The following is a 14,337-nucleotide window of genomic DNA, read 5'->3' as shown; positions in this document are numbered from 1 at the left end:
CAACCATCCCGACGTCAGCTTTTTTGCCAGTCTACATCTCCTTGTCCACATATCGCCCATACTTGGGGACAGCTACCCGATCAAACTCCGCAACCAATTGGACCAATCCATCGGCCAATTCCTCGCCATACATAGGTTGACCGTGACCAGTGATTGCATACGCAGGGGCAAGATTGGCAAGCTTTTCGACGGATTGTCGAGCTGCCTGCCAATCAGTTGTCAAATAAACAGGAGGACCGGTCAGTTGCTTTTGCTGAGTCAAGACTTGATACAATGAGTCCTGTTTTACCGTAACAAAAGCATCCCCTGCGAGGAGAGTTCTGTCTTCATCACGAAAGAAGGAAATGTGCCCGGGGGAATGTCCAGGTGTATGTATCCAGCGCCATCCAGGCATTTCGGGAACACTCCCGTCTTCGGGCAAAGGATGAACATGGCTGCCCAAATCGATTGGTTCATTTGGAAACAACGGGGATATCATCGCAAGCAGCCCGCCCTCAACCGTTCCATCTGGCTCCGGATAGTATGTTTGGCCTGTCAAATAGGGGATTTCAAGCGAATGGGCATAGACGGGCACCCTCCACGCTTTTACGAGCTCGATGACTGCCCCGACATGATCGAAATGACCGTGAGTGAGCAGGATGGCCCTCGGCTTGGCACCCTCACCAAAGCGCTCCTGGGCAATCCCGATGATTTGTTTCGCCGATTGTGGCATACCCGCATCTACCAGAACCCATGATTTTGCATCTCCGACCAGCGCGATGTTCACAATTTGAATGGTGTAGCATTCTACATCTGGTCTGACTGTCTCTTCGACGCCACTTCGAAAGGAAGTCATCGGCATGTAATTGTCGGCCAGCGTATCTTTCATATCCTCATATGTGTTGGGTTCCACTAAAAAACCTCCAAGCTGGTTATTCCGGTCTACGATATTATGTGGGTTTCGCTCGGAGATTATCATTGGTCCGTTTTTTGAATTATTTGACGATGGGTCCCATAAGTCCTTCCGCCCAATCCAATATAAACGCTGCCTGACCGGGATTAAGTGTTTGCGGGAGGTTGTCCCGTGTAAAGAACGTATGCTCAGAGCTCTCAGGGCCCTCTTGTTTGAGTTCTCCATGAAACGAGGTTACTCGAAAGATGATTTGCACACTGAACACCTTGTCGCCGTTCGGGTATTCTCTGCAACCCGAAGGGCCGGAGTATATTCCAAACAGCTCTGGCGCCTCAATGATCAGATTGGTTTCTTCTTCTACTTCACGAAATAGTGTCTCTATAAAGGTTTCCCCGATTTCCATCAGACCTCCAGGTAGACACCAGTTGTTCTGGTCTTTGCGCCTTTGCAGCAAAATACGTCCAAGCTCGTCCTCGATGATCGCTCCACAGCCTACAGTTATCAGCCGTTCTTGCCCGATCAAACGGCGCATTGTTTGAATATAATCATTCATCTGGAAAAATCACCCTCCTAATCCTTTGATTATACAAAAAGAAAACCTGTTAGACCATCCGGTCAACAGGCTTGTTTGCTATCCCATATGCTTTTTGTACATCCATAGCTGACCGCTCTTGATGACACGAGCCATCTGACCAACCAGAGACATTTTTCCCATGCTGGCAAAGCCTTCCTTTTTGCCGAGGGAACCGAGGAAGCCCTTATGCTTGAGAGCAGGCAATGAAGCTGGATACTCCTCACCTTTGATGTCTTTTTTCAACATCAAGGCAATTTGTTCGCCTTGGATCTCAGCTGTTTGCGCGCTCGGCGCGATGATTGTGCTTGCACAGTCACCTACTACATACACGTTCGTATGGGATGGGATTTGATGGTACTGATTGAGTTTGGCGCGTCCGATGTTGTCTGTTTCGATCGGCAGAGAGCGCACGATTTTGTTCGCTTGAATACCTGCTGTCCATACGATAACATCACTTTCAACAGGCTGATTGTGGTTGTACACGATCCCTTGCTCGATGCCAGTGACATTCGCCATGGAAACAAGCTGTACATCGTGCTCAATGAACCATTGAGATGCATATTCCTGAAGCTTTTTCGGGAATGGGCTCAAAATGCTTTGACCGCGGTCGATGATGCGCACATTCAGGTCGGGACGGCTCTCGCGCAGCTCAGCAGCCATTTCCACCCCGGAAAGACCACCGCCCACAACGCTAACCGTACCGTATGGGTTCACATTATTGATTGCCATGTATGTGTTGCGAGTAGCTCCCATGGTTTGAATCGAACACGTAAATTGATCAGCACCAGGGATATCATGGTAACGATCCTCACAACCCAATCCGATTACAAGCCAATCGTAGGAGAGGGTGTCCCCGTCAGCAAAATTGACGACCTGCTCGTCCATTTCCACGCCAGCAATTTCACCGTATTTGACGGTCAGACGCGGATCGTTTGGAAAAGTAACACGCAGGTGAGATTCCGGTGTAGTACCTGCCGCCAGAGCGTAATACTCTGTTTTCAAGCCATGAAACGGCATACGGTCTACGAGGGTTATAAACACGTCATCTGGTAAATCAGGGGACAGGACTCGCTCAATAATACGAAGACCCCCGTATCCTCCTCCAAGGATCACAAGTCGTTTCATAGAAGGTCTAGTCCTTTCTTCTGTCCGTTTTTTACAGCACCCACTCTATTTTTAGTCTCTTTCACTAAAAATGCAAGCAGAATCTTTTTCCCGTTTTCTCCGCTGGATTTTTATCAAAGTCGCGGTACAATAAAGTACGTGATGATGTCGAAATAATCGGTAGGTGACAATAGATGAAACCACTAGTAGAATTTTGCGCGAGCAATGTTTCCTCTTATACGCAATCCGTCGTGGATGCATTGGAAAATGATCCGGATCTGGATGTGGACGTACTCGAGTACGGCTGTCTCGGGTATTGCGGTGAATGCTACATGGAGCCATTCGCGCTCGTAAATGGCAGCTTGGTACAAGCTCCAACAGCCGATGAATTACTGGTGAAAATCAAGAATAAATTACGGGAGGAAGAAGAGCTGCTGGATGCAGATTTTCCTCTGTAGATTGTTCTCTTAGGATGTTCATTGGGGAGCATGATCAACCGCGCACGTATCAAAATAGTAAAGCTGATGCCCAAGTGATCTGGAGCATCAGCTTTTTTTTGGATTAATGTTCTTTGATCACGTTGTAGAAGGTATCGCGTTCCAGAGCGCGTTTTCCAGCGCCTTTGATCAACCAAACCAACTCATCTACTGTCAGGGCTTGCTGGGTAAGTGCACCGGCTGAGTGGCTGATGCGTTCCTCGATCAAGGTTCCGTGAGCATCGGAAATTCCCATTTGCAGAGAAAGCTGTGTGAGTTGGGTACCGATGTTGATGAAGTATGCTTTGATATGCTGGAAGTTATCGAGCATCAGACGGCTGATTGCCATTGTTTTCAAATCATCAATGGCAGAGTTGCGGCGTTTGATGCCTGCTGTTGCTTTGATCGGTTGAACAGCCAATGGGATAAATACCATGAAGCCGTTTGTGTCATCTTGCAGCTCGCGCAGGCGAAGCATGTGGATCACGCGCTCTTCTAATGTCTCGATGGAGCCGTACAGCATGGTGGTATGTGTTTTCAAGCCCAACTCATGAGCCGTGCGGTGTACTTGCAGGTACATGTCTGTACTTGCTTTTTCCGGGCTCATTTTCATCCGATAGCGCTCAGTCAAAATTTCAGCGCCACCACCAGTAAGGCTTTGAAGACCAGCCTTCATCAGCTCTTGCAAAACCTCGCGGATGGAGAGACCGGAAATGCGGGAGAAGAACTCAATCTCTGCACCTGTATACGATTTAATCGTCACATCCGGGTACGCTTTTCTCAAGGTACGAAGGGTGTCGAGGTAGTATTCAAATGGCTTGTGCTGGTTATGTCCGCCAACGATATGAAATTCACGGATACCCGGATGGAAGCGCGTTTCTACATAATGAAGCAACTCTTCCATGCTCATCGTGTAGGCACCTTCATCCCCTTCATCGCGGCGGAAGCCACAGAATTTGCAATGAGCTTCACATACGTTGGTTGGGTTGATGTACAGATTTTGCAAAAAGTAAACGTTATCCTGATTCTTGCGATAGTTAACAACGTTAGCCAATTGTCCAATCGTCAAAAGATCGTTGGAATTAAAAAGGGTGACACCGTCTTCCAAGGTAAGTCTTTCGCCATGCATAACTTTTTCAGCGATTCCGGCGAGAGCTTTGTCTTGTATGGCAATCGTTTCAAGCGCCATTCCAAACACTTCCTTTCAAAGTCAATGGTTCTTAGATGAAAGAGCTTTAATCCAGTCCTACCCAATCGATATTCGTTCCATGGGAGTGGAAAGCTCTTAGGAATAAAGTGAATCTCGGGCAACAAGAGCACCTATATTATAAACCTCTTGGTAAGTACGAACAATATCATAAGTTCTCCAACTCTACACTTGGCTCCTTCTCGCCCCATTTTCCCACTCGATTGGTCATGAAAAGCCGTTATTTCTTTGTGTGAAATATTGTAAAAAACTAACAAATATCGGCATTAAATGGGGAAAGTAGGAATTTTTCGTTTGCGAAATTCTAGCTGTTCTTGTAAAATATAGTAAGAAAGCCTGATCTATTATTAGGAGGAGCTTCAAATGCGGGACGTTTTGCTCGAGAAAATCGAACTCCTTCGACAGCGTATGGTAAATATGGGGTTAGAGTTTGGGTTAGATCATCCAGATGTCCTAGAATACAGTATACAAATTGATCAACTACACAACGAACTGAACCAGATCGATCATAGTCTGTCTAAGGCAGAGAACCGGAAGAAATCGTATAGATTTTATTTAATGGAAAACAATGCACATTTTGCATAGGAAGGGGAAACCCTTCTTTTTTATTTGGAAAGAGAGAATGAGCTCGTAAAGTGCAGGGGAAGCTTGTGGGAAGAAGCGTTTCTTAGTAAACTGAATATACTGGTTGTAACAAGTGCAGGAATGATGAGCCTGTGAAGGAGGGAAAGAAGCATGATTACATTGACAGAGAGCGCCAGTCTGAAAGTAAAAGAAATGCTGGCAGCAGAAGGCAAGCCCGATGTGTTTTTGCGGGTAGGTGTCAGAACAGGTGGTTGCAGCGGCTTTACCTACGGGATGGGCTGGGACGAAGAGATGAAAGAAGGCGACGAGACCTTCGAGCAAAACGGTGTGAAAATTGTTGTCGATAAGGACAGCTACCCATACATTAAAGGTACACAAATCGATTTTAAGGAATCGATGATGGGTGGAGGCTTCTCCATCGAGAATCCGAATGCAGTCGCTTCTTGTGGTTGTGGATCTTCGTTCAAAACAGCGTTGGCTGAAGGAAAAGCGGAGAAATGTGACGACTAATTGGCGTCTTATCAACGTTTTTTAGTTCCGGTGATCTGACCGGAGCCTAGTCGGTAGCCTAACCGGAATTTTTCGGAAGCCTGCCGTGGGTTGAGGATTGCACCCGAATATCTGCGGATTATCAAACGCTCGAATGTACAATAACAACCCCGAAATTTACGTTTTAGGGTTGTAGATAACTGCCTTTTTAACGGTGGATTGTGTAAAAATACCGTTGAGGAGGCTTTTTCTGTGTTGAAGAAACGCGCAAAACGTACACCAATCGGGAGACGGCAGGCGGACAGTGAGTATCCGCGACTGACATTTAACTAAGCTTTTGATCTAGTAGTTTCCGCTAAATGTGCGGAGGGATTACGAGAGCGTACTTTGACGGGCTACAGCAATCATTGGAAGCAGTTCACGAAGTGGTTATTCGATAATTACGATGTGCTTCCGATAACTTCCGATTTGAGGCGATTACATCCGCTGCATGCCTCCGGCGCGCGACCCCTCCGAAGGCCCGCTATGTCATACCTTAATGTTGATTTTTGGACAAAGTAAAACCGCCTTCACAGCCTAGGCGGTTAATTTCCCGTTTGGTGAGCGATTTGATATCTCACTACAATAAAATCCTGCTTTTGCCGTGCTAAAGCTTCTTTATCATATGAATGTCATAAGGTTCTTTTTCAAATAACTCCTCATCTATTTCTGATGTAATTGTAGAACCATAACTTGAATAAAACTTTACCGCAGAGTTAGTTTCAGTTGAAGATATATATAGGTATTTCGCCCCTTTTTGAATTGCCACTTTACTTAATGCGTCCAAAATTTGGCTACCAATTCCTTGTCTTCGGTATTCCCGTGTAACATACATTAGGTCAATCTGAAGTTGGTTATTCTCTTTACCCCTAAACTTATGAGCTAAGACTCCGAACCCAACCAATTTATCCCCGTTGTACGCTCCAAAAGCTGTCCCACCGTTTTTGAGTTCATATTCGTACCGCGAAATTATTTCATAATAATCATCTTCTTTCCAATTTGGGCATTCATGTCCTGCTGTAATTTCTTCAAGAACTCCGTTCTTGCATTTGTAAATCAGATCTATTGTTTCTGAACGGTCAATATCATGTATTCTGTAAGAATCTTCGAGTTTCATTTGAATTATCGAAACCATTATTACCCCCTGAATTTATGTTGTATGAACCGATCTTCATGTTTTTGATCTTCAACTTACAGTAAAATTATAACAGATTTTCTGCAAGATTCTGCCCGTTCAGTCAAGAAAAAGCTGTTGTTTGAAGTTTAGTATTTGTCTTATTTCATTAAACAGGCAAGAGACGACGAACATATTCTTCTTATTCGACGCTGTATTCTCATATTCTTTACTATCTATATAACGGAACCAAGCTAAATAATGTTGTAAATGCTTGGTTGCAACGCCATTAGAGCGGTCGATCCAGCCCTTGCAATAGTATAATTGGGTAAAAAAGGAAAAGCGGAGAAATGTGACGACTAAGAGAAATAAGGACAAATAAGACGGGACCCCATCGACTTGTGTGAATGATTGCGCACGAGTTGAAGGGGTATTTTGTTGTGCGAAATAAAAGAAATTTACAAAATATGGACTTGAATTTATAGTTAGGAATAATTGGAAGTGAAGGTAGCAGTACACCTGAAGCTGTGAAATTTGCAGGAGACAAGATTACGTCCTTTGTCATGGATGAAAGCGATATGTACTTTACATCTTATACTGACGACAACCGAGCGATGCTGTATAAAGCGAAAATCAATTCGGACAAAAAAGAGGAAGTCCTTGAAAATGTAGACTATGCAACGGTTTCGAATGGCTGGTATTACTTCCATGACAGCCTTGATCAAGGACTTTATAAAATGAAGCTGAATGGGTCAGAAAAAACGAAGCTTACCAAAGATGACACAAAAATAGATGGAAGCAAGGGCGGCAGCTTTGAAGTTTATACGGACGCGATTGCCTACGTGGATAGCAGCTCTCAGCGTGTGCTGATTTCCAAAGAGGGTAAGTACCTGCAAGATGGCAAGCAAATTAAGGGAAAGATCGTTGATGTCGTAGGTGACAACATTTTCTATCTGGACAGCGACAAAGCTCTATACCGGACGCAGCTCGCTTCAGATAAAACAGAGAAAATCATGGACTTGAAGAGCGATGTGATTGTAGAGATAAACGTACCCGCACAATACATCCTCTATGCCAAAACAAACAATGAGCTTTACAAGGTTCAGTGGAAATAACACAAGGAATCCATACTTCGGTATGGATTTTTTTGCGGCAACCTGTCACAAAATGACAGCCTTGTTTGTTATACCTGCGAATCGGAGGTGAGAGGGCTTGGATCATAACGAAATGGAGCAAGTGTTAAAGGAGGTCAGAGCTGGGGATATCGAGCAATTTGGTTTGATCATCGATGCGATGCAAAAGCAGTTGTTCGTGTATTGCTATCACATGCTGGGACACCGACAGGAAGCGGAGGATGCTGTCCAGGAGGTTTTCTTGAAGGCATTCGAGCAGCTGGACAGCTATCGTCACAACGTTTCTTTCTCGGCATGGATGTACAAGATCGCGTATCATCATTGCCTGAACCTGTTAAACAGGGCGAAGCTGAATCGCGTGGTCACTTTTTTGCGTGCGGGGATTCAGACGGTCAGTCGCCATGAGGGTGAAAAGAAGATTGAAGATACAGAGTACCTGAACAACCCTCTTCATGTAGCGATATCAAAGCTATCTGTAAAGGAGCGGAATCTCCTAATCTTGCGTGTGGTGGAAGAACGCAGCTACGACGAGCTGGCCTTGTTGTTTGATATAAAGCCAGCTACGCTGCGAAAACAGTATGAGCGGGCATTGAAAAAATGTAAATCTTACATGCTCGTGAGTGAAGGCGGTGATAGACATGACTCGATCTCAGCAACCCGATGATTGGAAACAGCAGTTACTAGCAGCCGCCGATGATTTCGATGTCAAGGATCAAGTCCTTCAAAAAATCAAGGAACGAAAAAATATATCGGAGGGAAAACAGATGAAAAAAAGATTAGGATTACTTGTCGCGGCTATTCTTGTGTTTGGTGGAACATCCGCTTATGCAGCTATAAAGGTGTACGAATTGAAGAATGAAAAAGGGGAAGCAGTAGTGAAAGTGCAGCAGACTACTGCACCACAAGAAAAAAGTAGCGAAGAAACGATAAAAACCTTTGAAGACGCACGAAACTCGCTTAAGCCAGGAGAAGGTGCAGCGATTTATATACCTGGACCGGACAATCCGAAAAAACGTGTTTCCTTCACATATATTCCTGTTGAACATCTGATCACACCACCGTTGCAGAAAGAAGTGGGCAGCTTTTACGAGGTACCGGCAGAGATAGCGGGTGGCTACAAATTCTTAAAAGGACATGTTGAGTATCCATTTGATTATAGCCAACCAGAATTATTCGCTGAAATGCACAAGGAGGCTGAGAAGGACAAGAAACAAATCGTCATGCGAAAAGTATCTCCTAAGCCGACAATAAATAGAGTCTTTACGTTGTACAAAGGGAGTGAAGGCACAGAGACAGACGGGGACGTGTACATCGCCATCACGAACTTTGAAGGGGTGAAATGGATCGAAGAAGAAGCAGGAGAGGATGCAATTGTAGAAAAAGTGAAAGTCCAAAAATATGAGGGAATGTATGTGGCCCAGAAGCTATTGGATGGAACAGAACAAAAACTTGTAAAGATTTATCAAGAAGACAAAAACAGACTTATTGAAGTGGGTGCCATGAATCCTGCTTTGACGAAAAAAGATTTACTGATGATTACCGAAAATTTGAAGTAGATAGCCATGAAAATAGAAGGCGGAGACGAGGGAATCTATCGTCTCCGTTTTGTTTGGAACCAAAAGAGATAGAACAAGATTCCCACAGCGATGATGACCACGATCCCTGTAAAGACATAATCAGTCCATACTAGATTGGTAGAACGGATCGGTATGGCACCAGGACCTAGCGCTTGCAGATCCCCTCCGGCATCGGACTTGATGGTTGTTCGTGTACAGATATTGGTTTCCAGCTCATTTAGCTCCCAATAAGAGGCATAGACAAGATATTCTTGACCCGGTTGAAAAGGAATGCCGCATGAACCTCCAAGACCGCTGGTGACGATCTGAACTTGTGTCTGATCTACCCCTTTCCACGTGGACTGCACCTCGAAAATAACATCAAAGCCCCCTCGCTCTGGTTTATCCCAAAAGGGAAGCCAGCGAAGCCAGTCTATTCGCTCATTTACCTGGAGCACCTTGCCTGTAAATACTGCAGCAGATTGATCCTTTGCTGTTAAAGGGTCAGGAGGTCTGGCACAACTACAGGCCGACGCAGGAAAAGGCTGGATGAAAAAGGTGAAAAGAAGCACGAACGAGAAAACGATAAGATTACCTTGAACGTTCCTAAAAATCATCACTGATCCACTCCTCTAAACCATAAGACGGAGAAAAGAGAGGATTGTTCCGAAAATGATGACAACGATTATTTTGTGTATTCTGGTGGGAATAATCTTTCTCGCCTACCATACGACTTATGTCAAAACATCGACAGTGAAGCTGACGATCCCTTCTGTCCCTCCACTTACATTGGTTCATCTTTCTGATCCTCATGGACGAATACGGTTTTGGAATGGAGAGCTGCACAAACTGGTGAATGTCCACGAGCCGGATTTGGTGATGGTGACGGGAGATTTGACACAGCACAGTGGGCAGTTGGCGCGTGTGTTAAATCAGCTAGCAAAAGTAAAGAGCAAGGATGGAATCTTCTTTGTTCCTGGCAATTACGAGAGAGAGGCAGGAAGATTTCAGAAAAGGGTCTATTCCGCTGCTGTTTCCCGTTCCCAAAAAGAAGCGTGGCAGCAGGTGATGACGGTATTGGAAAACGAGAGTGCCGTGATAGAAAAAGACGGCAGTTTCATTTGGATATACGGCTTCGATAACTCGATTTACGGCAATGAACGGCATACGGAAAAAGAGATCCGGCAGGCGAACTTGACGATCTTTTTAGCTCACTCTCCGAACATTATCTCGTTGATTCACAACGAGGGTTTGAAAGCTGACCTTCTCTTGACCGGACATACCCACGGGGGACAAGTCCGCATGTTCAATCGTACTGTCGGTGCTTACAAGCATTTTCATATCGGGCAAAAAGAGGATCCATTCGTTGGCGTATTTGGCATTAGTCGCGGAACTTCCAGGCTACCAATCCGGCTCAATTGTTTTCCGGAGATCACAGTATATATGATCAATCCATCATGAACGCTCAAGTTCAACAATCGTTCCCCAATTCGTCACGGTTCGTTCACAGGATGTCAGATTTTGGATTGGTCTCATCGAGTAAGATGGAAGTGTAGAAAAAGAAGAAAGAAGGGGTCAAAAGTGAACAAGAAGTGGGGTCTATTGATTTCTTCAGTTGCATTGTCTGCAATGTTGATGACAGCATGCGGCGGAGACAAGGAGCAAGCTGCTAGCACGGATGCTGCAGCGACTACTGGCACACAAGTGAATATCGAAGCTAGTAACTGGAAATTCAATCAAGAAACCTATGAAGTAAAAGCTGGCGAAGAGTTCACGCTCAACTTCAAGTCGACAGAAGGCTTTCACGGTATTGGTATCCAAGGGCTGGATGTAGACCTTCAAAAAGATGGCAGCAAAACGATGAAAATCGATGCCGCTGGTGAGTACACCATCTTTTGCAACGTGATCTGTGGACCGGATCATGGCAAAATGGTAGCAAAATTAGTCGTGAAATAATTCGATTCTTTTAATAGCATAAAAACAACAAACAAGCACTTTGGCCTGCATAGCAGGTCAAGGTGTTTTTTCATTTCACTAGTGGGGACATACTACATGGGCAGCCACTCATCGAGTAAGGGAGGGAACCACATGTCCAAGCACAACAACAAAGACAAACGCCCAACGGAAGCATCCGCTGGCTCACGCAGCACTCCTCCGAAAACGGGAGAGAACACTGGGCATAATTTACGGAAAGAAGATCGATCGTAACATACCGGCTAAAACGAAAGTAGGAAAGAGTCCTCCCCTGACGGAGGGCTTTTTTGCTTGTTATATACATGTTTTCGCGATTTTTGCACATCGTAAGGAGGAAAAGTTTTCAAGTCGGTGATGCGATCCAAAAAGGAGATGAGTGACACTGGATAAGAAACACTACTACGTGACCTTGCAAGCGGGAACGACCGTGGCAGAAATCCGCGATGAAAAAGGCTCCGCCACGTACGATTTTGAGATCGAAGCGACTGATGTAGAAGTTGGCATGATGCGCGATCTCTTCAATAATTGTATGCACGGCGATTTCATGATGTGGATGCATGGGCATACGCTATGGTCTGACATGCCGGATCGGGACAACGACGAATACGATGACAACCTGCGGGCCATCTATCAGCTTATTTATGAGTATGGCACGGAAAAAACGAAAAGCGATCTGGAGCAAATGGGCCTGGTAAAGCTATTGGGGTTGGATAGAGAAGAATTGCGTCCTTTTTAACGGATCAATCATAGACGTTTTCTAAAAGAAGAAGGAGTGAACAGCATGAAGATGTGGAAGCAAGGAATGATGACTACAGCGCTGGTAATGGGTCTCGCCATGCCAGGTATCGCGTTGGCCCAAGATGTGTCTGCAACAGTTGCCCTGGTGATCAAGCCGACTCACGGCCATGAAGAGCATGGAGAAAAGCATATGAAGGTGCAACATAGCTCAAACAGAGGCGTTCATCAAAAAATGTACATGCTCTTGCTGGCGGAAAAATATGCACCAGATAGCGTGGGGAAATGGCAGGCAGCGTTTAAAGAACGCGATCGTTTAATGAACGAGTTCGGGACGTTGAGTGACGACCCGAAGTGGCAGGCGAAGCGTGAAGAACGCAAGCAACTGATCAACAAGCTGAATGAACAAGTGAAAAAGGGCGAAATCACCAACGAACAGATGGAAAAGCAGTTCAAGGAATGGAAAGACAAAAACATGGGGCCGAAAGAAGAGCGTGACGCCCGAAGAGCCCGAATCGAGCAAATGAAAAAGACACACGATGCTTTTGACTCGGCGATTGAATCTGGTGATACTGCCAAGATTAAGGAGTCGCTTCAACAAATGCTGGAACAAATGCAAGCAAACAATTCTCGCATGGCGGAAAAGCTGGCCATGAAGAAAAAATAACGATTTGAACAAAAAAAGGACGTGGCCGACTTACTGGTACGCGTCCTTTTCCATATCGGTTACAAGCATAACGGGGGTCCATTCATCCAGAAAGACCTTCTCTTCAATTTGGCAGGAAGGACACCAGCCTGTATGGACGCATTGGTGGCGGGTACGATCTAAGTAACCGTTGTCCATCTTGGCATCGTCTATCTCCCGGTACGGGCTGTAGCTCCCATAAAAGTCATACAAACGGCCTGCATCTTGCAGAGCTTGACCGCATGCTGAACAGGGTTGTTGGAGCGGTGTGAAGCCATTGCAAACTGGGCAGAGATGATTCAAAGTGTAATCGCCTCCTCGTTGCTTCTACTGTGCACGCCAACAAAAGCGGTTATGCAATGGAATGAAAAATCCCTGTCGCAGCCATCGGAGGCAACAACAGGGACGAAACATTTTTACGATTTGAAGTTGTCCATACTTGAAGAATGACCAGGCTGCAATTTGGCATCCGGATTAAAGTAGGAAACCGCATTGTTTACAGCGGTAGGTGCTTCACCAAATCCGACAGCGATCAGCTTGACCTTACCAGGGTAGGTAGCGATATCGCCTGCTGCGAAAATGCCAGGGATGTTTGATTCCATGCGTGTATCGACCACGATGGAGCCTTTTTCGAGCTCCAGCCCCCAGTTCTTGATTGGACCGAGAGAGGAGATGAAGCCGAAGTTGACAATGACTGCATCGACTTCCAGATCCATTTCTTCTTTTGTCGTGCAATTAGCCAGCGTGAGTTTTTCGATGCGCTCCTCGCCGTGCAAAGCTGAGATTTCGTAAGGTGTCGTGACGTTTACTTTGGAGGACATGAGCATTTCTACGCTATGTTCATGTGCGCGGAACTTGTCTCTGCGATGGATGAGGTGTACTTCTTTTGCGATAGGTTCTAGCATGAGGGACCAGTCCAGAGCGGAATCACCGCCGCCAATAACAGCTACACGCTGTCCCTTGAAAGAGTTCAGATCGGTAACAAAATAGTGCAGATTGGATTTTTCATATTTGACGGCATCTGGGTGTTCCAGCCTGCGAGGTTCGAACGCTCCTACCCCAGCAGTGATGATGACGGATTTGGAGTAGTGAGTGCCTTTGTCCGTAGTGATTTCAAACACATCGTCTACTTTTTTTACGACATTTTCCACTTTTTCTTCCAGGCAAACAGTTTGCTGAAAGCGCGAAATCTGATCCTTCAGATTATTGATCAAATCCTGTGCTAAAACCTTTGGAAATCCGGCAACATCATATATGTACTTCTCCGGATAAAGAGCGGATAATTGCCCGCCTAGCTGGGGCATGCTCTCAATGATTTTTACACTGGCCTGCCTCATCCCGCCATAGAAAGCGGTAAATAACCCGGCAGGGCCTCCACCAATGATCGTAATGTCGTAGATTTGCTCGTCCTTTTGCAGAAAATTCAATCCAAAGCACCTCCGAATTAATCGTAAGCGAACTCCTCAACCATTATAACCCATCTAAGTGGAAAAACAGGAGAGAAAATTCGAAGGATGATAGGCAAAAAAACCTTGCAAATCCAATTGGTTGCCGATAAGATGAGGATGACTGTAAAGAATTTGTCACATTTTTCTATGGCTGACTTTGTGCATTTTTTCACAGAGTGGTTCAGATGGCATCGGAGGCAATAATTCCGATACTACACGGATCATAAATTGGGGCATCTTAATTTGTACCAGACCACGTGAAAAATCGCACAATCTTCCTGAAGTTACCATGAACAATGACATCATACATGATTGGAAGGGATACT

Annotated in this window: 18 protein-coding genes and 1 pseudogene; 10 read left to right on the top strand and 9 right to left on the bottom strand. The window is 45.3% G+C overall.

Annotated elements, in window-relative coordinates; genetic code table 11:
- Positions 1 to 31: 31 nt before the first annotated feature.
- From BBR47_RS23885 to BBR47_RS23875, 3 genes are all read right to left on the bottom strand, one after another.
- On the bottom strand, positions 32 to 892 hold the full coding sequence (locus BBR47_RS23885; RefSeq protein WP_015893014.1) for an MBL fold metallo-hydrolase: 861 nt from the start codon (positions 890 to 892) through the stop codon (positions 32 to 34).
- An 82-nt stretch (positions 893 to 974) separates the two neighbouring features.
- Positions 975 to 1,445 carry an NUDIX hydrolase gene (locus BBR47_RS23880; protein ID WP_015893013.1) on the bottom strand — a complete coding sequence of 157 codons (471 nt, stop codon included), beginning with the start codon at positions 1,443 to 1,445 and terminating at the stop codon, positions 975 to 977.
- A gap of 78 nt (positions 1,446 to 1,523) precedes the next feature.
- On the bottom strand, positions 1,524 to 2,591 hold the full coding sequence (locus BBR47_RS23875) for an NAD(P)/FAD-dependent oxidoreductase (protein ID WP_015893012.1): 1,068 nt from the start codon (positions 2,589 to 2,591) through the stop codon (positions 1,524 to 1,526).
- 173 nt (positions 2,592 to 2,764) lie between these two features.
- Between BBR47_RS23875 and BBR47_RS23870 the strand changes: the two genes are divergently transcribed.
- The gene (locus BBR47_RS23870; RefSeq protein WP_015893011.1) at positions 2,765 to 3,028 is read left to right on the top strand and encodes a DUF1450 domain-containing protein; all 264 of its coding nucleotides are present in this window, start codon (positions 2,765 to 2,767) and stop codon (positions 3,026 to 3,028) included.
- Positions 3,029 to 3,131: 103 nt separating this feature from the next.
- Here the strand turns inward: BBR47_RS23870 and mqnE are convergent, their stop codons facing one another.
- Positions 3,132 to 4,235, bottom strand: a complete 1,104-nt coding sequence (gene mqnE, locus BBR47_RS23865) for an aminofutalosine synthase MqnE (protein ID WP_015893009.1) — start codon at positions 4,233 to 4,235, stop codon at positions 3,132 to 3,134.
- A gap of 381 nt (positions 4,236 to 4,616) precedes the next feature.
- Between mqnE and BBR47_RS23860 the strand changes: the two genes are divergently transcribed.
- Together BBR47_RS23860 and erpA are read left to right on the top strand one after the other, a co-directional pair.
- Entirely contained in the window at positions 4,617 to 4,838 is a 222-nt protein-coding gene (locus BBR47_RS23860; protein ID WP_041749614.1) for an aspartyl-phosphate phosphatase Spo0E family protein, read from the top strand.
- A gap of 150 nt (positions 4,839 to 4,988) precedes the next feature.
- A complete protein-coding gene (gene erpA / locus BBR47_RS23855) occupies positions 4,989 to 5,348 on the top strand; it encodes an iron-sulfur cluster insertion protein ErpA (protein ID WP_015893007.1) in 360 nt (119 codons plus the stop codon).
- Positions 5,349 to 5,973: 625 nt separating this feature from the next.
- Here the strand turns inward: erpA and BBR47_RS23850 are convergent.
- Both BBR47_RS23850 and BBR47_RS31680 read right to left on the bottom strand, forming a co-directional pair.
- Entirely contained in the window at positions 5,974 to 6,501 is a 528-nt protein-coding gene (locus BBR47_RS23850) for a GNAT family N-acetyltransferase (RefSeq protein WP_015893005.1), read from the bottom strand.
- 140 nt (positions 6,502 to 6,641) lie between these two features.
- A pseudogene (locus tag BBR47_RS31680) lies at positions 6,642 to 6,792 on the bottom strand (IS1595 family transposase); the annotation flags it as partial.
- Positions 6,793 to 7,007: 215 nt separating this feature from the next.
- Here BBR47_RS31680 and BBR47_RS23845 point away from each other — a divergent pair.
- The 3 genes from BBR47_RS23845 to BBR47_RS23835 all read left to right on the top strand — a co-directional run bounded on the left by BBR47_RS23845 (position 7,008) and on the right by BBR47_RS23835 (position 9,169).
- On the top strand, positions 7,008 to 7,595 hold the full coding sequence (locus BBR47_RS23845; RefSeq protein WP_155801108.1) for a DUF5050 domain-containing protein: 588 nt from the start codon (positions 7,008 to 7,010) through the stop codon (positions 7,593 to 7,595).
- 97 nt (positions 7,596 to 7,692) lie between these two features.
- Entirely contained in the window at positions 7,693 to 8,277 is a 585-nt protein-coding gene (locus BBR47_RS23840) for an RNA polymerase sigma factor (protein WP_041749612.1), read from the top strand.
- Positions 8,252 to 9,169, top strand: a complete 918-nt coding sequence (locus BBR47_RS23835; protein WP_015893002.1) for a hypothetical protein — start codon at positions 8,252 to 8,254, stop codon at positions 9,167 to 9,169. The genes BBR47_RS23840 and BBR47_RS23835 overlap by 26 nt, the downstream gene beginning before the upstream one ends.
- Positions 9,170 to 9,204: 35 nt before the next feature.
- Here the strand turns inward: BBR47_RS23835 and BBR47_RS23830 are convergent, their stop codons facing one another.
- On the bottom strand, positions 9,205 to 9,786 hold the full coding sequence (locus BBR47_RS23830; protein WP_231850518.1) for a hypothetical protein: 582 nt from the start codon (positions 9,784 to 9,786) through the stop codon (positions 9,205 to 9,207).
- Positions 9,787 to 9,841: 55 nt separating this feature from the next.
- Here BBR47_RS23830 and BBR47_RS23825 point away from each other — a divergent pair, with 55 nt between their 5' ends.
- The 4 genes from BBR47_RS23825 to BBR47_RS23810 all read left to right on the top strand — a co-directional run bounded on the left by BBR47_RS23825 (position 9,842) and on the right by BBR47_RS23810 (position 12,545).
- Entirely contained in the window at positions 9,842 to 10,630 is a 789-nt protein-coding gene (locus tag BBR47_RS23825; protein ID WP_015893000.1) for a metallophosphoesterase, read from the top strand.
- A 120-nt stretch (positions 10,631 to 10,750) separates the two neighbouring features.
- Positions 10,751 to 11,125 (top strand): cupredoxin domain-containing protein, encoded by a 375-nt coding sequence (locus BBR47_RS23820; protein WP_015892999.1) that lies wholly within the window; start codon positions 10,751 to 10,753, stop codon positions 11,123 to 11,125.
- A gap of 394 nt (positions 11,126 to 11,519) precedes the next feature.
- Positions 11,520 to 11,879, top strand: a complete 360-nt coding sequence (locus BBR47_RS23815; protein ID WP_015892997.1) for a hypothetical protein — start codon at positions 11,520 to 11,522, stop codon at positions 11,877 to 11,879.
- A gap of 45 nt (positions 11,880 to 11,924) precedes the next feature.
- The gene (locus BBR47_RS23810) at positions 11,925 to 12,545 is read left to right on the top strand and encodes a hypothetical protein (protein ID WP_015892996.1); all 621 of its coding nucleotides are present in this window, start codon (positions 11,925 to 11,927) and stop codon (positions 12,543 to 12,545) included.
- A gap of 30 nt (positions 12,546 to 12,575) precedes the next feature.
- Here BBR47_RS23810 and BBR47_RS23805 read toward each other — a convergent pair whose 3' ends face one another.
- Both BBR47_RS23805 and BBR47_RS23800 read right to left on the bottom strand, forming a co-directional pair.
- Positions 12,576 to 12,866, bottom strand: coding sequence for a hypothetical protein (locus BBR47_RS23805; RefSeq protein WP_015892995.1), 291 nt, complete (start codon positions 12,864 to 12,866; stop codon positions 12,576 to 12,578).
- A gap of 113 nt (positions 12,867 to 12,979) precedes the next feature.
- A complete protein-coding gene (locus tag BBR47_RS23800; protein WP_015892994.1) occupies positions 12,980 to 13,990 on the bottom strand; it encodes an NAD(P)/FAD-dependent oxidoreductase in 1,011 nt (336 codons plus the stop codon).
- Positions 13,991 to 14,337 lie beyond the last annotated feature (347 nt).

This window comes from Brevibacillus brevis NBRC 100599 (genome assembly GCF_000010165.1).
Taxonomy (GTDB): domain Bacteria; phylum Bacillota; class Bacilli; order Brevibacillales; family Brevibacillaceae; genus Brevibacillus; species Brevibacillus brevis_D.
The sequence above is the reverse complement of the archived record's forward strand: the minus strand, read 5'-3'. Positions and strand labels throughout refer to the sequence as shown.

What these genes read in the sequence shown, in the direction of transcription:
- BBR47_RS23880 (WP_015893013.1), bottom strand. Translation starts at nt 1,445, where the DNA reads ATGAATGATTATATTCAAACAATGCGCCGTTTGATCGGGCAAGAACGG.
- BBR47_RS23875 (WP_015893012.1), bottom strand. Translation starts at nt 2,591, where the DNA reads ATGAAACGACTTGTGATCCTTGGAGGAGGATACGGGGGTCTTCGTATT.
- BBR47_RS23870 (WP_015893011.1), top strand. Translation starts at nt 2,765, where the DNA reads ATGAAACCACTAGTAGAATTTTGCGCGAGCAATGTTTCCTCTTATACG.
- mqnE (WP_015893009.1), bottom strand. Translation starts at nt 4,235, where the DNA reads ATGGCGCTTGAAACGATTGCCATACAAGACAAAGCTCTCGCCGGAATC.
- BBR47_RS23860 (WP_041749614.1), top strand. Translation starts at nt 4,617, where the DNA reads ATGCGGGACGTTTTGCTCGAGAAAATCGAACTCCTTCGACAGCGTATG.
- erpA (WP_015893007.1), top strand. Translation starts at nt 4,989, where the DNA reads ATGATTACATTGACAGAGAGCGCCAGTCTGAAAGTAAAAGAAATGCTG.
- BBR47_RS23850 (WP_015893005.1), bottom strand. Translation starts at nt 6,501, where the DNA reads ATGGTTTCGATAATTCAAATGAAACTCGAAGATTCTTACAGAATACAT.
- BBR47_RS23835 (WP_015893002.1), top strand. Translation starts at nt 8,252, where the DNA reads ATGACTCGATCTCAGCAACCCGATGATTGGAAACAGCAGTTACTAGCA.
- BBR47_RS23830 (WP_231850518.1), bottom strand. Translation starts at nt 9,786, where the DNA reads ATGATTTTTAGGAACGTTCAAGGTAATCTTATCGTTTTCTCGTTCGTG.
- BBR47_RS23825 (WP_015893000.1), top strand. Translation starts at nt 9,842, where the DNA reads ATGATGACAACGATTATTTTGTGTATTCTGGTGGGAATAATCTTTCTC.
- BBR47_RS23810 (WP_015892996.1), top strand. Translation starts at nt 11,925, where the DNA reads ATGAAGATGTGGAAGCAAGGAATGATGACTACAGCGCTGGTAATGGGT.